Raw genomic sequence first — 22,465 nt, 5'->3', positions numbered from 1 at the left:
GTCGGAGGTTCCGGGGAGCAGCCGGTGGAGGCTGCGGGATGGGGGGTGTGATGAGGGCGAAGTGGGCACTGATCGCGCTGGCCGCGGCGGCGGTCCTGCTGGTGCCGTGGATGGTGGTGCTGGCCGTGACACTGCCGGGCAGCACTCGGGTGGACAACTGGCCGCTGGCCTGGATCGGCATGGACGTCCTGATGGCGGCGGGCTGCGCGGCCACGGCCGTGCTCGGCCTGTGCGGCGATCCCCGCTCCCGCCTCACCGCCTCCGCGACCGCCTCGGTGGCGGTCCTGGACGCCTGGTTCGACATAACGACGGCCCGGGCCGGCAGCGCATTGGTCCAGGCTCTGGCCTGCGCGGTGGCGGAGGCGGCCCTGGCCGCGGCGTGCGTGGTGCTGGCGGTGGCCCACCGCGGCCCCGCGAAGCCGCCACGGAACCCTCACCGCACCCGCTGATCGTCGCCCCCTCGCCATCGCGTCCTGCTCGAAGGACACTCGTAGGCACGGCAGTTGCCTGCGGAGGGGACGGGACATGCGGGAGAGCCATCGGACCGAGGCCGAGCGGTTGCTGGCACGGGCCGTGGAGGAGGAGGTACGGCGTTCGGGCGGGCGGATCGACGGGCCGGTGCTGCTGTCGCGGGCACGTAGTGCGCTGGATGCGATGGCACAGGCGGCCGGCGAGGAGTACGAGACGTACACCCACGCGCTGGACGAGGCCGGGGCCGGCCAACTGACCTTCGGGCAGCGCTACGCCCGCGAGGGTGCCGCAACGGCCCTGCTGGTGGCGGTCGTTGCCGCGGTCGCCGCCGCGGTCGCCGACCTGTCCCTGGGCACCGGTGCCGGTACGGCCGTCGGCGCGGGCGTGGCCGCCGGGGTGGCCGGTGCCGCCGCCTCCGTGGCGAAGGCGGCCGGCACCCATCTGCCGGCTGCCCACCACCGAGCCGGCGCGGCCGGGCAGCCCGGTGGCCCGGAGCAGTTGCGGCTGCAGTGGCTGACCGCCCTGGAGGTGCGGGGCATCCGCCCCTTCCTCGACCAGCAGCGGATGCTCAGCGCCTCCACGGGCCCGAAGAAGCCCGCGAGCCCCGCGCTGCGCGGCGCGGACAAGAGCGCGGCGGCCCGCAGGCGCACAGTGCTGGAGCAGTCCTTCGGCCAACTCCCCGATCCGGACGGCCCGTTCGCCGGACGCCGGGCGGAGCTGGCGCGGATCCGGCAGTGGGCGCAGGCGGCCCGCGCGACCACCGAGACCCGGCCGACGGTGGTCGTGCTGCACGGCGAGCCCGGCTCCGGCCGGACCACGCTCGCGGTGCGCGCGGCACACGACCTGCGGGACCACTTCCGCGGCGCGGTGGTCGTGGACCTGCGCGGCGGCAGGCGGGAGGAGACGCCACTGCCCACCCGGGACGCCCTGCTGCATCTGCTCAACCGGCTCGGCGCGCCCCGCGAGCAACTGCTGTTCCGGGAGCGCTCCTCCCCCGACCAGCAGGTCAAGCGGCTCGCCGAGCTGTACCACCGGCAGCTGACCGGTCTGCCGGTGACGATCGTGCTGGACGAGGCCTCGGACCCGGAGCAGGTGCGGGCGCTGGTGCCCGAGCGCTCCGACAGCCTGGTCCTGGTCACCGCCCGCACCGCCCTCGACCTGCCCGCGGACCTGCCGGCCTGGGTGCACCACCTGCCGGTCGAGGCACTGGACGCGGCGGGCGCCGAGGAACTGCTGGGCGCGGCCGCCGAGGACACGACGGGCCCGTACGACGCCGAATCCGCCGACCGGATCCGCGAATTGTGCGGTGGTCTGCCGCTGGCGCTGCGGGTGGCCGGCTCCGCGCTCGGCCCACGCTCGCCCCGGCAGCTCGCGGCGGACCTGAGCGCGTACGGCCCGGTGGAGCCGGTCGAGCGCGCCCTGTGGCTGCGCTACAGCGACCAGCCCGAGCCCGCGCGCCGGCTGTTGCGAAGGCTCGCGCTCGCCGGGCGGGCCTCGCTCGGCACCGCGGCGGCGGCAGCCCTGCTCGCCACGGACGAGGGTGAGGCCACCCGCCGTCTCACCGCCCTCGCCCGGGCCGGCCTCATCGACCATGTGCGCGGCAGCCGCTACCGGCTGCACGACCTGGTGCGCGCGTTCGCCCAGGCCCGGCTGCTGGACGAGGAGGACCCGGCCGAGCGCACGGCGGCGCAGGAACGGCTGATCGTGAACTACGCGGACCTGGCCGACTCGGTGCTGCGCCTGGTCGACGGGAACATGTCGACGCGTTCGCACCAGTTCGGCTCGCACGGCTTCACCTCGCTGGACGAGGCGCTGCGCTGGCTGGACGACGAGTCCAGCTTCATCACGGCGACCCTGCGCCAGTCGGAGGACGTGAACCGGGCGGCGGTGCTGAACCTGCTGGGCGCACTGTGCGACTACTGCCTGCTGCGCGGCGATCTGTACCGGCTCGGCGAGATCAGCGAGCTGGCGCAGGCCGTGGACGAGGGGCTGCTGGTGCGCTCGGTGCAGTGGCGCACCGGTATCGCGGCCCGCCAGCTGGGCGAGCTGGACCAGGCGCGCACCACGCTGGCCTCGGTGGTCGACCTGTACCGGGAGGCGCATCACGACGCGGGGGCGGCCCGCGCCCTGTGCTCGCTCGGCATCACCCTGCACCACCAGGGCCAGCTCACCGAGGCCGCCGCCAAGCTCCAGGAGGCGCTGGATCTGCAGGCGGCGCCGGAGCTGGCGACGGACCGGGCCTGGACGATGCACGCCCTGGCGGCCGTCCAGCGCGACCGGGCCCGGCTGTCGGAGGCACTCGAGCTGCTCACCCGCTCCCTGGTCCTGCACCGCGAGGGCGGCTCGGTCCACGGCGAGGCCTGGGCGCACTTCCAGCTCGGCCAGCTGGCGCTGCGGATGGGCGACGTACCGCGCGCCCAGACGGAGCTGCGCTGCGCCCTGGAGCGGTACGGGCAGACGCACGACGCGCGCGGCGAGGCCTGGGCACTGACCCAGCTGGCCCGGGCCCGGCTGGTGGACGGCGACCCCGCACCGGCCGTCGAGGGTCTCAGGCAGGCCGCCGCCCGGCACCGCGAGAACGAGGACGCGCGCGGCGAGGCATGGACGCTGTACTACCTGGGCCAGGCGCTGGAGGAGTCCGGCGAGCTGGACCGGGCGGTGCGCGACCTGGAGCGGTCCCGCACGATGTTCTCCCGGATGCGGGACGTCTACGGCCTGGCCTGCGCCCGGCACCACTCGGCCCGGGTCACCCGTGACCAGCGGGCCGCGCAGACCGGCTCGCTGCGCAACTCCGGCTTCGCCCGGCAGCTCCTGGTGGACGCCCGGGCCGACTTCCAGCGCATCGGCGTCGCGCACGGCGAGGCATGGACCTGCCTGGAGCTGGCGGTGGTCGACGCGGGCAACGCACGCACGCAGCAGGCGCTGGCCCTGTGCGACGAGGCACGGGACCTGTTCGCCTCCTACGGCGACCGGCGCGGCGAGGACTGGGCCCGCTTCCTGCGCTGCACCCTGCTGCCGTACGCCGCGCCGGGCGGGGTGGAGGTGGGCACGGCGGTCGCCCAGGAGGAGCTGGCCCAGCTGACCCGCGCCACCCATCCCCTACGGGACGAAAAGCTCACCGCCGGCCTCACCGCGTACACCCTGCTGCTGGAGCGGGGCATCAGCCTGGAGGCCGGCTGGCAGGCCTGGCACCTGCGCATGACTCCGGCCCGCCACGCCCGGGAGGTGATGGGAGTGGCGGTACCGGCGGAACGCTGACGTGCGGGGTCAGCCCCGCTGCGCCGCGGCGTCGGCCTTCTGATCGGCCTCCGTGTCCGAGGCTTCCTTGAAGTCGACCTTGTTCATGTGCTTGCTCATCGACTTCATCAGCCCCCACACCGCCAGGGCCATCACCGCGAAGACGATGAAGCCGAGGACACCGGGGGTGACCTTGTTCTCGTCCACCTCCTTGGCGAGGGGGACGAGGTGCGTCACTGCCAGGCTCACGCTTGCGCTCATGTCAGGCATTGTCGCGGATGCCCGCGAAGAGGTCGTCCTCGGGGAGGGAGGTATCGACGTACGACTTCGCCAACTCGTACTCCTCCGTCGGCCAGACCTCCTTCTGCAGCTCCATCGGCACCTTGAACCAGCCGCCGTCCGGGTCGATCTGCGTGGCGTGCGCGATCAGCGCCTTGTCCCGGATCTCGAAGAAGTCCGCGCACGGGATGTGCGTGGTCAGCGTGCGCTCGGCGCGCTCGAACTCGCTCCAGCGCTTGAGCCACTCCCCGTACGGGGACTCCAGGCCGCGCTCGAGCATCGCGTTGTGCAGCGCCTCGGTGCGCGGACGGTTGAAGCCCTGGTTGTAGTAGAGCTTCTGCGGCTGGTGAACAGGCCCGAACTCACCCTCGGGGTACTTCTCCGGGTCCGCCGCGCCCTCGAAGGCCACCATGGAGATCTTGTGGGTCATGATGTGGTCGGGGTGCGGGTAACCGCCGTTCTCGTCGTAGGTGGTGATCACCTGCGGGCGGAAGGCGCGGATCTTGCGGACCAGCTCACCGGCCGCCTTGTCGACGTCCTCCAGGGCGAAGCAGCCCTCGGGCAGCGGGGGCAGCGGGTCACCTTCGGGCAGACCCGAGTCGACGAAGCCGAGCCACTCCTGCCCGACGCCGAGGATCTCGCGGGCCTCGTCCATCTCCTTCTTGCGTACCTCGTGGATGTGCTCCTCGATGTACTTGTCGCCCTGGAGCTTGGGATTGAGGATGGACCCGCGTTCTCCGCCGGTGCAGGTGACCACCAGCACGTCCACCCCCTCGGACACGTACTTCGCCATGGTGGCCGCGCCCTTGCTCGACTCGTCGTCGGGGTGCGCGTGTACAGCCATCAGTCGCAGCTGGTCAGTCAAGACTCGATCCTCGGGTAAGTCGGCGCCCCGCGGCTTGGGGTGCGTACGGCGGCTTCTATAGTGACCGAATCGGGGGGCGAATAATTCCGCGGAGAGGACGATCATGAGTACGGCGAGCACGCGGCTGCCCGAGGGCCGCTATGGCCGCTCCTCGGACGAGCGCGCCGACCGCAAGCTCAGGATCGCCGCCATGGTGCTCGGCACGGCCCTGCTCGTCCTGGTCGGCTACTTCGCCTATCACTACGTCGTCGAGACGAAGATCAGCGCCCAGGTGATCACCTTCGAGGCCTCGGACAACGCGGTCAAGGTACATCTGGAGGTCCACAAGGACTCCGGCACCGACGGCTACTGCACCCTGCGCTCCCAGGCTGCGGACGGCTCCGAGGTGGGCCGGGCGGACTTCCGCTTCGACGGCAAGGCCACGCGGATCGACAAGGTCGTCACGCTCCGTACGACGGCGAAGGGCACGACGGCCGAGCTGCTCGGCTGCCACACGGGCTGATCTGTCGCCCACCGGCTGACACATCACCCGGACCGCCTACGCACTGACCTGCGTTGATGCAATTCTTATGGCTTATGTCCTCCCCCTTTCGCCACTGAATTGTTAGGCTCGTGGTTTCGCCCATCCAAGAGGGAACATTCTTCTGGGTAGGGCGATGCTTTGTATTCCCAGTACCGACGAGGAGCACCCTGTGACCCAGACCAGCGAGAACGTCACCTGGCTGACCCAGGAGGCGTACAACAAGCTCAAGGTCGAGCTTGAGTACCTTACTGGTCCTGCGCGCACGGAGATCGCCGCCAAGATCGCCGCCGCGCGTGAGGAGGGCGACCTGCGCGAGAACGGCGGGTACCACGCGGCCAAGGAGGAGCAGGGCAAGCAGGAGCTGCGTGTGCGGCAGCTGACCCAGCTTCTCGAGAACGCCAAGGTGGGCGAGGCTCCGGCCTCCGCCGACGGTGCCGTCGCGCCGGGCATGGTCGTCACGATCGCCTTCGACGGTGACGAGGACGACACGATGACGTTCCTGCTCGCCTCCCGCGAGTACGCGAGCGCCGACATCGAGACCTACTCGCCGCAGTCCCCGCTCGGCACCGGCGTCATCGGCCACAAGGTCGGCGAGGACGCGCAGTACGAGCTGCCGAACGGCAAGAAGGCCTCGGTGAAGATCCTCAAGGCCGAGCCGTACTCGGGCTGACCCCCGGGACCCTGCCTGGCCTCGAGCCCCCGCTGTCCGCCGAATCCCGCGGACACCGGGGGCTTCGCCGTACCAGGGGTCATGCGGTCGGCAGCGGCTGCTCCGTCCAGACGGTCTTGCCGTCGTGGGAGTAGCGGGTGCCCCACCGCTCGGTGAGCTGCGCGACCAGGAAGAGTCCGCGTCCGCCCTCGTCCGTGCTGAGGGCCCGGCGCAGGTGGGGGGAGGTGTGACTGGTGTCGGACACCTCGCAGATCAGGCAGTGCGTGCGGATGAGGCGCAGGGTGACGGGGCCGGCCGCGTACCGGTAGGTGTTGGTGACCAGTTCACTGGCGACCAGCTCGGTGGTGGAGGCCAGTTCGGTCAGCCCCCACTCGGTCAGCTTCGCCGTGACCAGCTCCCTGGCCCGGGCCGCGGCGGTCGCTTCCAGGGGCAGCTGCCACGAGGCGACGTTCTGCGGGCGCAGCACCCGGGTACGTCCGATGAGCAGTGCGATGTCGTCGAGGGGGAGATGGTCCTTGGGCAGCAGCGCTTCGACCACGGTGTGGCAGATGTGGTCCAGGGGTTCCGTGGTGTGGGTGAGACATGCGCGCAGGTGCTCCAGCGCGGCGTCTATGTCGCCGTCGCGTGCCTCCAGGAGGCCGTTGGTGTAGAGCGTGAGCAGGCTGCCCTCGGGGAGTTCCAGATCGTGCGTTTCGAAGGGCAGTCCGCCGAGACCCAGCGGTGGACCCGCGGGCAGCTCGAGCACGGTCACCTCGCCGTCCGGGGTGGACACCAGCGGCGCCGGGTGGCCGGCACGTGCCAGGGAGCAGTGCCGGGAGACCGGATCGTAGACCGCGTAGAGGCAGGTGGCTCCGAGCACCTGCTCGATCGCCGACCGGTTGCCTTCGGCGTTCGCCTCCAGCTCGGAGGCCAGCAGACTGACCAGGTCGTCCAGCCGCGCCACCACCTCGTCCGGATCCAGGTCGAGGCTGGCCAGGGTGCGCGCCGCGGCGCGCAGACGGCCCATCGAGGCCGCCGCGTGGATGCCGTGGCCGACCACGTCGCCCACCACGAGGGCGACCCGGGCCCCGGACAACGGGATCACGTCGAACCAGTCACCGCCGATGCCCGGTTCGCCGCTGGCCGGGAGGTACCGGCAGGCCGCCTCCACGGCCGGCAGGTCGCATGCCGCGCTCGGCAGCAGACTGCGCTGGAGAGTCAGAGCGGTGCTCTGCTGCTGGGTGAACCGGCGGGCGTTGTCGATGCAGACGGCCGCACGCGAGGCAAGCTCCTGGGCCACCGCCGCATCGTCGTCCTCGAAATGCTCTGAATTGCGCGCCCGCCACAGGCTCACCACGCCGAGGACCAGGCCGCGGGCGACCAGGGGTACCGCGATCAGCGAATGGACGCCGAGCCCCAGGGCGATCTCGATCCGCCGCCGGTCCGGGCGTACCACTCGGGGCGCAGGGACAGCAGCCCTTCGAGAATCGGGCGGCGCTCGGCCATGCACCGCGCCTGCGGGGCTTCCGGAAGCAGCGGGACCGCATCGCCCACCCGGAACGGCACGCGGTGTTCGGGTGGTGAGAAGGCGACCCGGAGCAGCGGACCCGCGGTACCGGGAACCGGTTCGTCACCCAGTGTCACAGGCTTGAGGAGGTCCACCGAGCAGTAGTCGGCGAGGCCGTGTGCGACGACCTCGGCCAGTTCCCGGGCGGTCTGTGTCACGTCCAGCGAGGTCCCGATCCGGGCGCTCGCGTCGTTCAGCAGAGCGAGCCTGCGTCGCGCACGGTGGCGGTCGGTGACGTCCTCGATCGTCTCGGCCACGCCGAGAACCCGGCCCGAGGGGTCTTCCATCCGGAACGCCGAGACGGACACGAACCGTTCCCGACCCGGGTCGTGACGGGCCCGGGCGGACTGCTCCGTGAAGATCAGCGGCTCGCCGGTCTCCAGGACGTGCCGTACCCGTTCCTCTGCCGGACCCGCGTCCTCGTCGACCATGAATTCGCTGGGGCGACGGCCGACCGGCGCCTCGGCCGGGACGCCGCTCGCCTTTTCGACGGCCCGGTTGACCCGGATCACCCTCCTGTCCGGGCCGTGGACGACCAGGCCGATCGGGGACCGGCGGTACAGGCCGTCCAGCAGCGCACGGTCCCGCTGCCAGGCAATGACCTCCGCGGCGGGAGCACCGACCAGGAGCCATTCCTGACCGCCTCCCTCGCGGGTGACCGCACGGACCCGGAAACCCATCTCCACACGGCGTCCGTCGCGGCGCCGGACGGGCAGGACACCGAACCATCCCCCCGCCTTCACGGCGTTCACGGCGACGGACCGCGCGACGGACAGGTCACGGGCGTCGACCAGGAGGTCCTGCCACGCCCGGCCGAGTACTTCCTTGGCCGGGTAGCCGAGCAGCTCCTGTGCACGTGCACTCCAGCCGACCACGATGCCTTGGTCGTCGAGCACGGCCGACGCGCCGTGCCCGAGGGCGAACGGATCCTCGGGGCTCTCGCTGAAATGCATCGACGGCGTCCCCATAGCCACCACCTTGCCTCCGTGACTCCGATGTTCCTCCCCGTGCTCTCCGTCCGCGACTCCCCCGTTCGGCCGGACGGCTCGGTCGTCGTGCCGCGCCCATGAGGGTCGACGCCCCGGTACGAGAAGAGCCCCCTCCGTCCAGGAGAGGGCTCCGCTGCGGGTCGCCGTATCCGGCGGAGCTGTCAGCCGGCCGCCCGGCGGTACTTGCGGACCGCGAGCGTACGGAAGATCACGATGATCACGACCGACCAGATCAGCGAGGCCCACACGGGGTGCTGCATGGGCCAGGCGCCGGACGCGTGGAAGCCCGGGGGAAGGTTGCCGAACAGCTCGCGGGAGGCCTGGACGGTGGCGCTGAACGGGTTCCACTCCGCGATGTGCCGCAGGAAGGACGGCATCTTGTTCGCGTCCACGAAGGCGTTCGAGATGAACGTCAGCGGAAACAGCCAGACCAGACCGCCCGAGGTCGCCGCCTCGGGAGTGCGCACGGACAGGCCTATGAGCGCGCCGATCCACGAGAACGCGTACCCGAGCAGCAGGAGCACGCCGAATCCGGCGAGCACCTTGGCGAGGTTCTCGTGCGTGCGCCAGCCGACGATCAGGGCGACGACGGCCAGGACGACGAGGGTGAGCGCCGTCTGGACCAGGTCGGCGAGGGTGCGCCCGGTCAGGACCGCGCCACGGGCCATGGGCAGGGAACGGAAGCGGTCGATGAGCCCCTTGTGCATGTCGTCGGCGATGCCCGCACCCGCGCCCGCCGTGGCGAACGTGACGGTCTGGGCGAAGATGCCGGCCATCAGGAACTCGCGGTAGGCGTGGGTGGAGTTGGACGCGCCGACCTGGATCGAGCCGCCGAACACATAGGTGAACAGCACCACGAACATGATGGGCTGGATCAGCCCGAACACGAGTATCTCGGGGATCCTGCCCATCCGGATCAGGTTCCGGCGGGCGACGACCAGGGAATCGTTCACGGCGCTCACTTGACGGCCTCCTTGCCGCTCTCCGCGGAGCTGTCGCCCCGGGCGTCCTGGTCGGCGGCCTCGGCCACATGCCCCGTCAGTGACAGGAAGACGTCGTCGAGGGTGGGGCGGCGCAGTCCGATGTCGTCTATCTCGATTCCCCTGGTGTCCAGCTCCCGGATGATCTCGGCGAGCAGCTTGGCGCCGCCCGTGACGGGGACCGTGAGCCTGCGGGTGTGTTCCTCGACGCTGGTGTCGCCCTTGCCGAAGCCCGTGAGCACCTCGGCGGCGGTCGCGATGTGCTCGCGCTCGTGCACCACGACCTCGACGCGCTCGCCGCCGGTGCGGGCCTTGAGCTGGTCGGACGTGCCCTTGGCGATGACACGGCCGTGGTCGACCACCGCGATGTCGTGGGCGAGGTGGTCGGCCTCCTCCAGATACTGCGTGGTGAGCAGCAGGGTCGTACCGCCGGAGACGAGCTGTTTGATGACCTCCCACAGCTGCTGGCGGTTGCGCGGGTCGAGGCCGGTCGTCGGCTCGTCCATGAACATCACCGGCGGCGAGACCACCAGCGCCGCGGCGAGGTCGAGGCGGCGCCGCATGCCGCCGGAGTAGGTCTTGGCGGGGCGGTCGGCGGCGTCCGCGAGGTGGAACTGCTCGAGCAGCTCCGCCGCGCGCGCCTTGGCCGCCTTGGCCCTCATCTGGTAGAGCTGGCCGACCATCTGCAGGTTCTCCCTGCCGGTCAGGTACTCGTCGACCGCCGCGAACTGGCCGGACAGGCCTATGGAGCGGCGCACCGTGTCGGGGTGCCTGAGTACGTCCACGCCCGCGACGACCGCCTTGCCGCTGTCGGGGCGCAGCAGGGTCGTCAGGCACCGGACGGTCGTCGTCTTGCCGGCGCCGTTCGGCCCGAGCAGGCCGAGGACCGTGCCCTCGGGCACGTCGAGGTCGACGCCGTCCAGAGCCTTTACGTCGCCGAAGGTCTTCACCAGACCTTCGGCATGGATGGCGCCTGGCATGTCTTCTCCACGTCGTCAGGGATTCGTAGTCCGGAGTTCTCCGGCACAAAGCTAAGTTGGCGCGCTCGAATACGTCTGCGATTCCACCGCATCGGCGGACGACCCGGCGACCACACGACACACCATAACGCGATGTATCGCGTCCCTCAATGGGTTTGACTCGAACGAGTGAGCGTGGGCGGACCCTGCCAGGCCGGTGCCGGGGTCAGTCGATGACCGTGTAGCCCGCGTCCCGCAGGGCCTGGCCGACCTCGGCGCAGTGCACCGGACCCTTCGTCTCGAGGTGCAGCTCCACCTCCGCCTCCGTGAGCCCGAGCCGTGGATCGGTTCGGACGTGGCTCACGTCGAGGACATTGGCGTCGGCCGCCGACAACACCCCGAGCAGCATGGCGAGGGCACCCGGGCGGTCGGTCAGCCGCAGCCGGACGGCCAGGTACCGGCCCTGTGCGGCCATGCCGTGCCGCAGCACACGCTGCATCAGCACCGGGTCGACGTTGCCACCGGACAGCACCGCCACGACCGGACCCTCGAAGCTGTGCGGTGCGGCCAGCAGCGCCGCCACCGGGCTCGCCCCCGCCGGCTCCACGACCAGCTTGGCCCGTTCCAGGCACAGCAGCAGCGCGGCCGACAGCTGGTCCTCGCCGACTGTGCGCACCTCGTCCACCAGATCCTTGACGATCGCGAACGGCACCACGCCCGGCCGCCCCACCTTGATGCCGTCGGCCATCGTCGCCGGGTTCCGGACCGACACCGGATGTCCGGCGGCCAGCGAGGGCGGATAGGCCGCCGCGCCCTGCGCCTGCACGCCGACGATCCTGACCTCCGGCCGGATCGCCTTCACCGCGACCGCGATGCCGGCCGCGAGCCCGCCGCCGCCGATGCCCACGACGATCGTGCGCACCTCCGGGCACTGCTCCAGGATCTCCAGGCCGACCGTGCCCTGACCTGCGATGACGTCCGGGTGGTCGAAGGGATGAATGAACACGGCGCCCGTCCTCGCCGCGTACTCCTCGGCGGCGGCCAGTGTCTCGTCGACCACCTGGCCGTGCAGCCGCACCTCGGCGCCGTACTCGCGCGTCGCGCTGATCTTCGGCAGGGGCGCACCGTTCGGCATGAACACCGTGGCGTGCACGCCGAGCAGCGCGGAGGCCAGGGCCACGCCCTGCGCGTGGTTCCCGGCGCTCGCGGCCACCACCCCGGCCGCCCGCTCCTCCGGCAGCAGCCCGGCGATCCGCACATAGGCGCCGCGCAGCTTGAACGAGCCGGTCCGCTGGAGGTTCTCGCACTTGAGATGCACCGGCGCGCCGACGAGCTGGGACAGGTACCGGCTGCTCTCCATCGCGGTCACCCGAGCCACGCCCGAGAGCATCTTCTGGGCGCCGCGCACGTCGTCGAGGGTGACGGAATGCAAGGAGTCAGCCGTGCCGTAGCGCATGACTCCAGCATCGCAGTTCACGGTCGTACCCGGCGGGTGTGACCAAGCTCCGAGACCGGTTTGCGCAGCGCCGGTACGGTCCGCCCCCGGGCCGCGTACCCTGTCCCCCAACCCAGCAGCCCTTCATGAAGCGAGCCTCCGGCCATGCCCACAACACCTGAAATGTCGATGGACATGACGACCGTCGGTGACACCGGTCTTCTCGACACCCTCCAGCACGAGGTGGCGGTGTTCGCCCGCCGTGCCGAACAGACGCGGCTGGGCGGTGTCGGGCAGGTGCGCAACTCCATGGACCGCGCGGCGTATCTGCTGCTCAACCGCCTCGACAGGGAAGGCCCGATGGGCGTCAAGGCGCTCGCCGCGAGCATGGGCATCGACTCCTCGACGGTCACCCGGCAGGTGGCCCCGCTGGTCGACACCGGGCTCGTCAAGCGCACGTCGCACCCCGAGGACGGCCGGGCCGTGGTGCTTCAGCTGTCCCCGCGCGGGTCGGCCCGGCTGGAGGAGGTGCGCTGCTCCCGGCGGCAGCTGATGGCGGAGCTGACCGACGACTGGGCGCCGGAGGAGCGCGAGCAGTTCTGTGCGCTGCTGACCCGCTTCAACCGCGCGCTCTCCGCGCGGATGACGCCGGGGACCTCGTCGGCGGACCAGCCGACGGCCTCCTGACCGCGCCGGGCGGCCACCGGCTGCGCAGCTCCGGATCCCCGCAAGCGCCGGTCTGTTCCGGACTCTTGACCCCGGGGCCGCCGCGGGCCTCATATGAGACCGGGTCCTGCGTCGTACGCGGTTCACCTGTCCCGTACCGGACAGGGCCCCTCTAGGGGGAGGCGCGGTGCGTGATCGGCAGGTGGCCCGAAATGCCCGCCGGGCCCGGGAGTTCGAGGCATTCGTCGCGGGCGCGGCCGGACGTCTGCTGCATGCCGCCACGCTGCTCACCGCGGAGGCGCCCGGCGGCAACCCGCGCGCGCGGCGCCTGCTGACGCAGGCGCTCGCCCACACCTACGCGCGCTGGGACCGGCTGCGCGGCGAGGATCCCTACGAGTGCGCCCGCCAGCACCTCGCCGGCCGGTTCGCACGCACGACGTGGCACCGGTACGGCGCCTTCGGCCGCGCCCGGCCGGATCCGCGCAGTCCGCTCGCCGACCTCGGCCCGCAGGAACGGCTCATCCTGGTGCTGCGGCTCTACGAGGGTGTCGCCGAGCAGCAGACGGCGGCCCTGCTGGGCCTGCCGACCGAGCGCGTGCACACCATCTGCGACCGCGCGACCGCCACCCTGCTGCACCCGGTCCGCCCGGCCGCCCCGCGCGCGATGGGCACGAAGGTGGCGCCGTCATGAGGCAGGGCGCCCGTCACGGGTCGGAGGGTGCCGTGGTCAGGCCCACGCGCGCGTGGAGGATGCCGTGAACCGGCCCGAGCGGGAGGCCGCGGTGCGGCAGATCATGGAGCGGGCCCCGGCCGCGGTGCCGCCGGACCTGTACACGGAGGCGGTGCGCCGTGGTGAGCGCCTGCTGCGGCGCAGGCGGCTGGTCCATCGGGTGCTGTGGCTGCTGGCGTGGACCGCGGCCGTCGCCTTCGCCGTGTGGGCGGCCCGCGTGCACCCGTGGACGCAGCCGCCCTCCCGGACGACCCCGCCGATCACCGGATGGTGAGCCCACCGGCCCGGTGATCGGCGCCCGAAGGCCTCAGCCCAGGGCCTGCTGGAGGTCCTGGAGCAGGTCGTCGACGTTCTCGATGCCGACCGACAGGCGCACCAGGTCGGCGGGGACCTCCAGCGCAGAACCCGCCGCCGAGGCGTGCGTCATCCGGCCGGGGTGCTCGATCAGGGACTCCACGCCGCCCAGCGACTCGCCGAGAGTGAACACCTTGGCGCGGTTGCACACCTCGACGGCGGCCTCCTCGCCGCCGTCGACGCGGAAGGACACCATGCCGCCGAACGCCCGCATCTGCTTGGCGGCGACCTCGTGGCCGGGGTGGTCGGGCAGACCCGGGTAGAGCACCTGCGTCACGCGCGCGTGCCGGGTCAGCATGTCGGTGATCTTCGTGGCGTTCTCGCTGTGCCGGTCCATGCGCACCGCGAGGGTCTTGGTGCCACGCAGCACCAGCCAGGAGTCGAAGGGGCCGGCGACGGCGCCCATCGCGTTCTGGTGGTAGGCCAGCTCCTCGCCGAGCGCCTGGTCGGAGACGATCAGCGCACCGCCGACGACGTCCGAGTGACCGCCCATGTACTTGGTCAGGGAGTGCACGACGACGTCCGCGCCGAGCGACAGCGGCTGCTGGAGGTAGGGCGTGGCGAAGGTGTTGTCGACGACGAGCCTGGCGCCCGCGTCGTGGGCGACCTGGGCGACGGCGGCGATGTCGGTGATGCCGAGCAGCGGGTTGGAGGGGGTCTCCACCCAGACGGCCTTGGTCCTGGGGGTGAGCGCGGCCCGCACGGCCGCCGGGTCGCTGGTGTCGGCGACGGACCACTCCACGCCCCAGCGGGTGGCGACCTTGGCGAACAGACGGAAGGTGCCGCCGTAGGCGTCGTTGGGAATGACCACGTGGTCGCCGGGGGTGAGCAGCGTGCGCAGCAGGGTGTCCTCGGCCGCGAGACCGGACGCGAACGCGAGGCCGCGGCGCCCGCCCTCCAGCGCGGCGAGGTTCTCCTCGAGGGCGGTACGGGTGGGGTTGGCGCTGCGGCTGTACTCGTAACCGCCGCGCAGCCCGCCGACGCCGTCCTGCTTGTAGGTCGAGACCTGGTAGATGGGCGGGACGACCGCGCCGGTGAGGGGATCCGCGGTGTTGCCCGCGTGGATCGCAAGGGTCTCGAAGTGCTGACTGATGTGCCTGTCGCTCATGGACACCGAGCGTAGTGCGCTTGGCCGAATGCCGTCGCCCGCCGGGCTCGAGAGGCGCCGGCGGGAGCGTCGGCCCGAGGGTTTTCCCTGTGCAGCGCACGGCCCGGCGTGGACCGACGCGGCCGACCCACCACGTGTCTGTCATGACCAGGACCGGAGTTTTCCACAGCTCGGCGGCGGGGTTGGCCAATTGTCGGCGGCGTCTGGTTCGCTTGACGCATGGCGATTCTCTGGCTGCTGATGGCGCTGCTCATGCTGAGCTTCGTCCTGCTCCCCTTCCTACGGCGCAGGCGCGGAGTGATCGAGCAGGTTCCCCCGGAACACCCGGACGCCGCCGACCCGGCGGCCTACGGCTTCGTGCGCCAGGAGGAGCTGGACATCCGGATGCCCGGCCCGGACCAGGACCTGCTGGACGTGCTGGAGCTGGTCCAGCGCACACAGGACTATCGAGCGGCGGCCCAGCTGCTGGCCGGCACCGAGTCCCAGGGCGAGGTGCGCTGGCAGCGGGTGCAGGCCTTCGCGGGCGCCGCCGCGCTGGAGCTGCAGCAGCGGCCCGGCGGGGTGCACGAGACGCCCGGCGGCCAGTGGCTGCGGGTGTGGCGGGCCGAGCAGCCCAAGGACGCGGGCGGCGCCGCTGTGCACGCGGAGTTCCTGGTGCAGCAGGCCTGGCGTACGTCGACGCCGGGCACGGACGACTTCCGGATCATCATGGAGGAGGCCCGGGAGGCGTGCGGGCAGGCGGCACTGCTGGCGCCCGGCGACCCGGTGCCGTACATCATCGAGCTGTCCATCGCCCGTGGACTGGCCTGTCCGCAGGCCGAGTTCGAGCAGCTCTGGCTGAAGATCCTCGACCGCGCGCCGCATCACATGGGCGCGCATCTGGCCGCGCTGCACTACTGGTGCGAGAAGTGGCACGGCTCGCGCGAGCAGGCGTACGCCTTCGCCCAGGCAGCCGCCGCCCGCGCCCCGCAGGGCTCACTGCTCGCCGCACTGCCGCTCTTCGCGGTCTTCGAGCACCTCCCCGAGGTGAACCTGGTGGCGGGCTTCTACCAGAGCGAGGTCGTCACCAAGGCGATGCACGGTGCCCTGTACGCGGTGCACTCGGCGCGTCCCGACGACCCGATCCTGGCGCACGTGCGCCATCTGCTGGTCTTCTTCCTGGTCCGCGCCGAGCGCTGGGCGGAGGCCGTGCAGCAGCTGATACACGTCGACGGGCACGTCGGCGCGCTGCCCTGGACCCTGTCCGCCGACCCGGCCGCCGAATTCGCCGTCTACCGCGCCCTGGCGGTGGCCGGTTACGAGGCCAACGGCGGCAGCCCCGCGAACCTGCCCGGCTGATGTGCCCCGGCAAGACCCGGGAAGACCCGGGAAGGAATGACATACCGGTGACGGCGAGGCCGGCCGGGCCACCGGGTAACGGATGAGGCACGACGGCTCCCGGCAGCAGCAGGATTCCTACTGTCTTTGGCATGGACGGAATCGATGTAGCCAACGGAGTGGTGGGCGCCGTGCTCGGCATGGTCTGCGCGGTGCTGTTCCAACAGCCGTTACAGGACGCCTGGTACCAGCTGCGCAAGCGCTCCACGACCGCGATCCGCACCATGCGGCGGCAGGAGGAATCGGGGCCCGCATGGCAGACGTTCTCACTCGGGCCCCTGCGGACCTCCGCGTTGATCGTCGAAGGCGACGGAACGTCTCCAGTGCCTCCGGAAGCCATCAACATCCAGGTGCTCGACGATGAGGCGGTGCTGCCACCGGACATGGCCGACTGGCGGGACGAAATCGTCGAAGAGGGCAAGCGGCTGAGGACGCAGGGGCGCACGCCGCTGTGGAACGGCCCTCGCTACGCCGTCGAGTCCTTCGACATCTCCCGTACCCCGCTTGACGAGACGCCCGAGATCCACCTGAGGCTGCGCCCCACCGACTATTACACCTTTCTCGCCGCTCAGCAGCTGGACCGCAGGCTCTCCGACGGCACCACGCCCCGCACCCGCTATCTCGATCCCGATGACCCGCTGACGGCTCCGTCCTTCCTCCAGTGCAGCTTCGCCGTCAACGTCGCCGTGGTCACCGCGGACGACATGCTCGTCGTGAGCCAGCGCAGCAACCGGGTACGCATGGCACCGGGTGTCTGGAACTCCTCTGTGAACGAGGGCCTTTCGAGGCACATCGACTCTTCGGGCAGGAGCGCACCGGACCTGCACGCGGTGGCCCGCCGCGGGATGCGGGAGGAACTGTCCCTGGAGCCCCATGAATACTCCCTCGATCTCCTGGCCTTCGTCCTGGACGTGGACAAGCGCCACTGGAGCGGTCACTTCCACGCCAGGCTGAAGGACCTCTCGAGCGCGGGCCTTCAAGCGCGCATGAGCCGGGGTGTCGCCGATCGCTGGGAGCACCACACCATCGACTACGTTCCCTTCCGGCCGGCAACGGTGGTCAAGTACATGCTGCGGACCAACCGCATCCACCGCTGGGCGCCGTTGGCACCGTCCCTCTTCCACCTCTCCCTCGTGCACACGTACGGCCGCACGCTTGTCGAGCGGGTGGAGGCACAGGTCCTGCGTCGCCTGTAAGAGGCCCGACGGACCCGCCGGGACGGGGGCAAGCTCCAGGTCCTGTCGTCGAACTCCCGCCCTCCGCGCGGAGGGCGGGAGTTCGACGACAGGACCTGGTGGACAGCAGCCGATAACCAGTGGCCGCCTGGACCGGCCACGCCCACGCTGTACGCCATGGCAGAACCACAACGCCGGATCCGCGCCGCCCACACGGAATCCACGGTCACCGTCTACCAGGCGTACTCCCCGGAGACAGGGCTACTCACTGTCCGTGACGGCCGTTTCCCCTCCGTGTGGAAGCGGGACAGGATGACGTGGATCACCAAGGCGCGTTCACAGCCCCATCCGTAGTCGTAAGATCCTCCGCTGGTGGTCGACACAGCTTGTGGGGGCGAACTTGGAGAGACCGGACGACCGCATCGCATCCGTTCTGCGCTTCGCTGCGGAACTCGTCGCCTGGGTGGCCAGTCCCTGGGCCTTGTCCAAGTACTCGTGGCTGCTTGCCGTCTTGGCGGTGGTGGTGCTGATTGGCCTCCCGACCGTCTTCTCCACTCCGGGAGACAAGGCGCAGGTGATCATCCCTGTTCCGGGTACGGTCACGATCCTGCTCGTGCTGCTTCAGCTCGCTGCTGCCGCGATCGCCGCATGGTTGGCGTGGCCCATCTATGCGGCAGTCCTCGTGTCTCTCCTGGTGACCGCCACCCTCGTCACGGAACGTCAACGCTGGCAGTGGCTACTCTCCACGGACCGGCACACCGGCTGAGCTGAGAGAGGGGTGGCACCGGACGGCGTTCGCCCTCCGGGCAGGCCCGCTGCTTCCCGGCCTCATCCTTCAGTGAAGTAGGCGTACGGCGCGACCGAGACTCCTTCGGAGACCGCGCGTTCGTCGTCCTCGCCGGCCTCCGGGTCGAGGTCGCGCGCCCACAACGAATGCATGGACCACACGGAGAAGCCGGCGTGGAAGTCGTGGCCGATGTCTGAGGGTGTGCTTGAGTGCCCCAGGGCGTGGAGGTCCGCGACGACATCATCCAGAAAGCGATGGGTCAGTTGAACCCCGTCGTAGTGTGCTTCGGCATCGCCGCCTTCGCCGCTGTAGCCGATCTCCACGACTCCCCGATCCTGACGAGGGCCACACCTTGTCCTGGAATGATCTCCATGTTGACCATCCTGCCGGCCAGGACACCCACTCGGGAGTCTGCAGAGAAATCAGATCGCTGCCGCTCCCTCCGGCAAAGGTCTGTGAGCACGGCTTGACGTGGATCAAGCCCTCGTTCCTGTGGATGATGTACCGGTGCGGCTGGGGCGCCAAGGAGGGGCAGGAGTCCGTCCTGGCCGTCGAGATCAACCGTGACGGCTCCGAGTGGGCGCTGCGGCAGGCCTGCCTGTCGAGCTACGGCGCGGGGTCCACCCCGACCGGACAACGTGGCAGCGTGAGGTGAAGCGCGCCCACTCGCGTGCAGTGGGACCCCGAGCGGGACCTGCGCCTGCGGCCCCTGCCGTACCGCTCTCTGCAACTCGGCCTCTGCGGTGAGGCCGCACGACGCTCTGCGGACGAGTGGACAGTCGCCATCCGCGACGTGACCCCACTCGCCCACAGGATCCATGCCCTGGTCAACAGGGGTGATCCGGACTCCGCCGCCCGGCTGCTGCCCCGAGAACGCCCCTATCCCGTTGCGGACGAGCTTCTTGCCCACCTGCGCGGATGACGGGGTGCTCCACCCGGCAGCCTGCTCCGGCCCCCTGGGTCATCTGGCAGCACGGGCTCGCCGGTACCGGCGTCTCCCGCCCGAAGACGTGGAGCCCGTCGGCAGGCCCCCGGCCGACCGGCCTCCACCTTCTGCCGGACCCCCTCGCGGTCAGCCCTCCGCGCGGGTGGGCAGCCGCCATCCCGGACGCGGGAAGTGGCAGGTGTAACCGTCCGGGTAACGCTGCAGGTAGTCCTGGTGCTCGGGCTCGGCCTCCCAGAAGGGACCGACCGGCTCCACCTCGGTGACGACCTTGCCGGGCCACAGTCCGGAGGCGTCCACATCCGCGATCGTGTCCTCGGCGATCCGCTTCTGCTCGTCGTCCACGTAGTAGATCGCCGAGCGGTAGCTGAGGCCGATGTCGTTGCCCTGGCGGTTCTTGGTGCTCGGGTCGTGGATCTGGAAGAAGAACTCCAGGATCGCTCGATAGTCGGTCTTCGCAGGGTCGAAAAGGATCTCGATGGCCTCCGCGTGCGTGCCGTGGTTACGGTACGTAGCGTTGGGCACGTCACCCCCCGTGTATCCGACCCGGGTCGCCGTCACGCCCGGAAGCCGGCGGATCAGCTCCTCCATCCCCCAGAAGCATCCACCTGCCAGCACGGCCCTCTGCGTCTGCGCAGCCATTACGGCCCCTCCAATATCTGTTAGCTCGGCCACTCGGGCTGCTCGGCTCGCACTCCACCGGCATCCCCTACCCAGTGTCCTCAACGCAGGAGGGTTCCAGGCGATTCCGTGCCCGCCCGACCCCCGCTGCGTTCACGGGCCGCATCAGGGTTGCCGGCAGTAGGCCGGACCCCCGTGCGGAGGATCTCCCCACTTCTACTCCGTGGTCGACGACGAATTCCTCCGCGGTGATCCCGCTACCGGGTCGGTCGATCACGCAGCCGGTACCCGAGATGTGCCCGGCCCGGCTCCGCCGACTGCCCTGGCCAGGCGCTTTCGCCTCGCCACGGGCCGACGCGAGACAGGACGGGATCGGTGTGAGACTGGGCGCGGAAGGGGTGATCCCCGTGTCGGACCCACCACACGCGTCCTTCGGTCCCGATGTCGCCATCGACGAGAACCGGCTGGAGGAGCTGATCATCGAGGCCCGGACCGCCCTGCCGTTCGCACTGCCCGACCTGGTGAACCGCTGCGCCTCGGCCCTTGTCCTGGGATCCGCGCTGATCTACCTCGTCGACTTGCAGCAGCGGCTGCTCGTCCCACTCGATGAGGCCATGGATCCGCTGCCGGTGGGCGACTCGTCGGCGGGCTGGGCGTACCGAACGGTCTCCTCGCGGGTGGCCGAGGCCGACGACGGCCTGATCGCCGTCCTTGACCACCACGGCAACCAGCTTCGGGACGACGCGACGATCCTGCTCCTCGAATGGCGTCCGCAGCGCCAGCGGTGACGCACAGGCACAGCTCAGTTGCCGCTATGCGTGGCACACACCGTCGTTGACCATCTGGGTGTGGCGTGCGACCACCGGGCGCGCACTCTTGGCCAGGGACTTCACGCTCGGGTTGGTGCCCGAGGCGATCACCTTGTCGATGAGCGCGAGGGTCTGCACGTGGGCGGGGTACTGGGCCTTGAGCCACGCGGCATCGTAAGCGGGCTTCCCGGCGAGGGACTTGAGGGCGGCGGTCTGCTGCAGCTGCGCGCCCGTTTGTCCGGACGGCAGTGTCACACCGAGTTCTGCTGCGGTCTTGACGACACCGGCATCCAGGGCGCGGTGGTCGCGGATGAAGGTGACGGCGACCTGCTTGACGCAGGCGGTGGTCGCGGCGCTCTGAGCCTGCTGACTGGCCGCGATCTCCCACAGGTTGCCCTGGTGGGCCGCGGTCAGGAGCTGCCTGTCCAGGGTGGAGACCGCCGATGTCGAGAACGACGACGCGGCGAGGGCCGGGAGCGACGTGGCACCCAGGACGCACAGGGTGGCGGCGCAGACGGCGGCGGAACGGGCACGGGATCGAGTCGTGTACATGAGTCCTCCGCAGGTCGCACGTGCAAGCCCCGACAAGAACCCCTATGCCATGATTCACCCGGTTGAATTGCTCGGCAACCGAGGACTCCGGCGCGCGTGTCGGCTTCCGGTGGCCGGTCGGCTCGGCTCCGTGCCTCCTGGTCGCCGGCGTGAGCGTTCGGGAGGTCGGGTCCGGCCGAGACGACGAACATGGACTTCATGGGTAGCTGGAACAAACGCGACGACATGCTCGTGCACCAGGACGAGCCCTACAACGCCGAAACGCCTCCCGATGCCCTCGTGGACCGGATCACCTCCCTGGAGGCGTTCTACGGCCGCAACCACGCGCCGATCCCCCGCATCGACTCCGGAAGTTGGCGGCTGCGCGTGGACGGTCTGGTCGGTCGTCCGCTGGAGTTGTCGATGGACGACCTGCGCCGCTTCCGCGAGCGGACGGTGGTGGCGACGCTGCAGTGTGCAGGCAACCGCCGGGCCGATCTCATCGAGGTCCGCGACATACCCGGCCAGGTCGCCTGGGGGCCAGGAGCCATCTCCACGGCGAGCTGGAGCGGGGCAGGGCTGGCAGACGTGCTGGCCGAGGCCGGGATCCGGCCGGAAGCGGCGCACATCGCCTTCGAGGGCGCCGACGAGTCACAGCAGGCCGACCCGCCCCAACTCTTCGGCGGCTCCGTACCGTTGGCCAAGGCCACCTCGAGCGAGGTGCTCCTGGCCTGGTCCATGAACGGCCAGGCGCTGCCTCCCGCGCACGGCGCTCCCCTGCGCGTGATCGTCCCGGGGTGGATCGGTGCCCGCAGCGTCAAATGGCTCCAGCGCATCAGCGCACTGGCCGAGCCGACCGACAACTACTTCCAGACCGAGTACAGCCTCCTGCCCCCCGAAGTCGATCCCAGGACGGCGGGACCGGGCGACGGCATCACCCTCGGCCCGATCGCCATTCACTGCGCCTTCCTGCGGCCCTGCAGGGGTGCCCGCCTGACTGCCGGACCGACCGAGGTCAGCGGGTTCGCCTTCGCCGGGGACGACCGAACCGTGGCCCGCGTGGACGTCTCCGCAGACCGCGGCAGCACCTGGATCCACGCCGATCTCGACCCACCGGCGAATCCCTGGACCTGGCAGCACTGGCGCGCCACGCTCACCCTGCCCCCCGGCGAGGGCGAGCTGGTCGCACGGGCCTGGGACTCCACCGCGGCGGTGCAGACCGAATCTCCGGCGACCGTCTGGAACCCCCGGGGATACGCCAACAACGCCGCTGCTCACCTGCACATCTCCTGCAGCGCCTGACCGGCCCCCGGCCCCCGCTCCAGCGCTCTCGGAGCCGGTGCGTCCCCGCGCACGCTGCTGTCGCCGCTGGAGATCCCGGTGGGTTCCCTCACCGCGCTGGTCGGCGGA

Annotated in this window: 23 protein-coding genes and 2 pseudogenes; 14 read left to right on the top strand and 11 right to left on the bottom strand. The window is 70.8% G+C overall.

Annotation, left to right across the window (positions count from 1 at the left end):
• Positions 1 to 50 precede the first annotated feature (50 nt).
• Both GQF42_RS27375 and GQF42_RS27370 read left to right on the top strand, forming a co-directional pair.
• Positions 51 to 449, top strand: a complete 399-nt coding sequence (locus GQF42_RS27375) for a hypothetical protein (protein ID WP_158924166.1) — start codon at positions 51 to 53, stop codon at positions 447 to 449.
• 76 nt (positions 450 to 525) lie between these two features.
• The gene (locus GQF42_RS27370; RefSeq protein WP_158924164.1) at positions 526 to 3,729 is read left to right on the top strand and encodes a tetratricopeptide repeat protein; all 3,204 of its coding nucleotides are present in this window, start codon (positions 526 to 528) and stop codon (positions 3,727 to 3,729) included.
• Positions 3,730 to 3,738: 9 nt separating this feature from the next.
• Here GQF42_RS27370 and GQF42_RS27365 read toward each other — a convergent pair whose 3' ends face one another.
• Both GQF42_RS27365 and mca read right to left on the bottom strand, forming a co-directional pair.
• Positions 3,739 to 3,978, bottom strand: a complete 240-nt coding sequence (locus tag GQF42_RS27365; protein ID WP_199272814.1) for a hypothetical protein — start codon at positions 3,976 to 3,978, stop codon at positions 3,739 to 3,741.
• On the bottom strand, positions 3,971 to 4,852 hold the full coding sequence (gene mca, locus GQF42_RS27360; RefSeq protein WP_158924160.1) for a mycothiol conjugate amidase Mca: 882 nt from the start codon (positions 4,850 to 4,852) through the stop codon (positions 3,971 to 3,973). Before mca ends, GQF42_RS27365 begins: the two co-directional genes overlap by 8 nt.
• 103 nt (positions 4,853 to 4,955) lie before the next feature.
• Here mca and GQF42_RS27355 point away from each other — a divergent pair, with 103 nt between their 5' ends.
• Both GQF42_RS27355 and greA read left to right on the top strand, forming a co-directional pair.
• Complete coding sequence (locus tag GQF42_RS27355; protein ID WP_158924158.1) at positions 4,956 to 5,354, top strand: DUF4307 domain-containing protein; 399 nt, start codon at positions 4,956 to 4,958, stop codon at positions 5,352 to 5,354.
• Between the two features lie 190 nt (positions 5,355 to 5,544).
• On the top strand, positions 5,545 to 6,045 hold the full coding sequence (gene greA, locus GQF42_RS27350; protein ID WP_158924156.1) for a transcription elongation factor GreA: 501 nt from the start codon (positions 5,545 to 5,547) through the stop codon (positions 6,043 to 6,045).
• 79 nt (positions 6,046 to 6,124) lie between these two features.
• Here greA and GQF42_RS46105 read toward each other — a convergent pair whose 3' ends face one another.
• The 5 genes from GQF42_RS46105 to ilvA all read right to left on the bottom strand — a co-directional run bounded on the left by GQF42_RS46105 (position 6,125) and on the right by ilvA (position 11,975).
• Entirely contained in the window at positions 6,125 to 7,480 is a 1,356-nt protein-coding gene (locus tag GQF42_RS46105; protein WP_233273481.1) for a SpoIIE family protein phosphatase, read from the bottom strand.
• Positions 7,420 to 8,544 carry a PAS domain-containing protein gene (locus GQF42_RS46100; RefSeq protein WP_233273480.1) on the bottom strand — a complete coding sequence of 375 codons (1,125 nt, stop codon included), beginning with the start codon at positions 8,542 to 8,544 and terminating at the stop codon, positions 7,420 to 7,422. Before GQF42_RS46100 ends, GQF42_RS46105 begins: the two co-directional genes overlap by 61 nt.
• Positions 8,545 to 8,741: 197 nt before the next feature.
• Positions 8,742 to 9,542 (bottom strand): ABC transporter permease, encoded by an 801-nt coding sequence (locus GQF42_RS27340; RefSeq protein ID WP_158924154.1) that lies wholly within the window; start codon positions 9,540 to 9,542, stop codon positions 8,742 to 8,744.
• Complete coding sequence (locus GQF42_RS27335) at positions 9,539 to 10,540, bottom strand: ATP-binding cassette domain-containing protein (RefSeq protein ID WP_158924152.1); 1,002 nt, start codon at positions 10,538 to 10,540, stop codon at positions 9,539 to 9,541. Before GQF42_RS27335 ends, GQF42_RS27340 begins: the two co-directional genes overlap by 4 nt.
• A 205-nt stretch (positions 10,541 to 10,745) precedes the next feature.
• Positions 10,746 to 11,975, bottom strand: coding sequence for a threonine ammonia-lyase (gene ilvA / locus GQF42_RS27330; RefSeq protein WP_158924151.1), 1,230 nt, complete (start codon positions 11,973 to 11,975; stop codon positions 10,746 to 10,748).
• Between the two features lie 162 nt (positions 11,976 to 12,137).
• On the opposite strand from ilvA, the gene GQF42_RS27325 reads away from it, so the two are divergent.
• From GQF42_RS27325 to GQF42_RS27315, 3 genes are all read left to right on the top strand, one after another.
• A complete protein-coding gene (locus GQF42_RS27325) occupies positions 12,138 to 12,641 on the top strand; it encodes a MarR family winged helix-turn-helix transcriptional regulator (RefSeq protein WP_199273100.1) in 504 nt (167 codons plus the stop codon).
• Between the two features lie 166 nt (positions 12,642 to 12,807).
• Complete coding sequence (locus tag GQF42_RS27320) at positions 12,808 to 13,311, top strand: sigma factor-like helix-turn-helix DNA-binding protein (RefSeq protein WP_158924149.1); 504 nt, start codon at positions 12,808 to 12,810, stop codon at positions 13,309 to 13,311.
• Positions 13,312 to 13,375: 64 nt separating this feature from the next.
• Positions 13,376 to 13,624, top strand: a complete 249-nt coding sequence (locus tag GQF42_RS27315) for a hypothetical protein (RefSeq protein WP_158924148.1) — start codon at positions 13,376 to 13,378, stop codon at positions 13,622 to 13,624.
• A gap of 33 nt (positions 13,625 to 13,657) precedes the next feature.
• Here GQF42_RS27315 and GQF42_RS27310 read toward each other — a convergent pair whose 3' ends face one another.
• On the bottom strand, positions 13,658 to 14,812 hold the full coding sequence (locus tag GQF42_RS27310) for a cystathionine gamma-synthase (RefSeq protein ID WP_158924146.1): 1,155 nt from the start codon (positions 14,810 to 14,812) through the stop codon (positions 13,658 to 13,660).
• A 219-nt stretch (positions 14,813 to 15,031) separates the two neighbouring features.
• Between GQF42_RS27310 and GQF42_RS27305 the strand changes: the two genes are divergently transcribed.
• From GQF42_RS27305 to GQF42_RS27290, 4 genes and pseudogenes are all read left to right on the top strand, one after another.
• Complete coding sequence (locus GQF42_RS27305; protein WP_158924144.1) at positions 15,032 to 16,150, top strand: hypothetical protein; 1,119 nt, start codon at positions 15,032 to 15,034, stop codon at positions 16,148 to 16,150.
• Between the two features lie 131 nt (positions 16,151 to 16,281).
• Positions 16,282 to 17,385 carry a hypothetical protein gene (locus GQF42_RS27300; protein WP_158924142.1) on the top strand — a complete coding sequence of 368 codons (1,104 nt, stop codon included), beginning with the start codon at positions 16,282 to 16,284 and terminating at the stop codon, positions 17,383 to 17,385.
• 156 nt (positions 17,386 to 17,541) lie between these two features.
• A pseudogene (locus GQF42_RS27295) lies at positions 17,542 to 17,688 on the top strand (DUF4291 family protein); the annotation flags it as partial.
• A gap of 76 nt (positions 17,689 to 17,764) precedes the next feature.
• Positions 17,765 to 18,130 (top strand): hypothetical protein, encoded by a 366-nt coding sequence (locus tag GQF42_RS27290; protein WP_158924138.1) that lies wholly within the window; start codon positions 17,765 to 17,767, stop codon positions 18,128 to 18,130.
• A 62-nt stretch (positions 18,131 to 18,192) separates the two neighbouring features.
• On the opposite strand, the gene GQF42_RS27285 is transcribed toward GQF42_RS27290, so the two are convergent.
• Positions 18,193 to 18,474 (bottom strand): hypothetical protein, encoded by a 282-nt coding sequence (locus tag GQF42_RS27285; RefSeq protein WP_199272813.1) that lies wholly within the window; start codon positions 18,472 to 18,474, stop codon positions 18,193 to 18,195.
• On the opposite strand from GQF42_RS27285, the pseudogene GQF42_RS27280 reads away from it, so the two are divergent.
• Positions 18,432 to 19,073: pseudogene (locus tag GQF42_RS27280) on the top strand (DUF4291 domain-containing protein). The gene GQF42_RS27285 and the pseudogene GQF42_RS27280 overlap by 43 nt on opposite strands.
• Positions 19,074 to 19,223: 150 nt before the next feature.
• On the opposite strand, the gene msrA reads toward GQF42_RS27280, so the two are convergent.
• The gene (msrA, locus tag GQF42_RS27275; RefSeq protein ID WP_158924136.1) at positions 19,224 to 19,736 is read right to left on the bottom strand and encodes a peptide-methionine (S)-S-oxide reductase MsrA; all 513 of its coding nucleotides are present in this window, start codon (positions 19,734 to 19,736) and stop codon (positions 19,224 to 19,226) included.
• Between the two features lie 386 nt (positions 19,737 to 20,122).
• Here msrA and GQF42_RS27270 point away from each other — a divergent pair, with 386 nt between their 5' ends.
• Positions 20,123 to 20,503 (top strand): hypothetical protein, encoded by a 381-nt coding sequence (locus tag GQF42_RS27270; protein ID WP_233273479.1) that lies wholly within the window; start codon positions 20,123 to 20,125, stop codon positions 20,501 to 20,503.
• Between the two features lie 24 nt (positions 20,504 to 20,527).
• Here GQF42_RS27270 and GQF42_RS27265 read toward each other — a convergent pair whose 3' ends face one another.
• Positions 20,528 to 21,076, bottom strand: coding sequence for a DUF4142 domain-containing protein (locus GQF42_RS27265; protein WP_158924134.1), 549 nt, complete (start codon positions 21,074 to 21,076; stop codon positions 20,528 to 20,530).
• Between the two features lie 198 nt (positions 21,077 to 21,274).
• On the opposite strand from GQF42_RS27265, the gene GQF42_RS27260 reads away from it, so the two are divergent.
• Entirely contained in the window at positions 21,275 to 22,357 is a 1,083-nt protein-coding gene (locus tag GQF42_RS27260; protein ID WP_199272812.1) for a sulfite oxidase, read from the top strand.
• The last annotated feature ends 108 nt before the right edge of the window (positions 22,358 to 22,465 follow it).

The sequence above is a fragment of the Streptomyces broussonetiae genome, assembly GCF_009796285.1.
GTDB classification, from domain to species: domain Bacteria; phylum Actinomycetota; class Actinomycetes; order Streptomycetales; family Streptomycetaceae; genus Streptomyces; species Streptomyces broussonetiae.
This window is presented reverse-complemented; position numbering and strand designations above follow the sequence as displayed.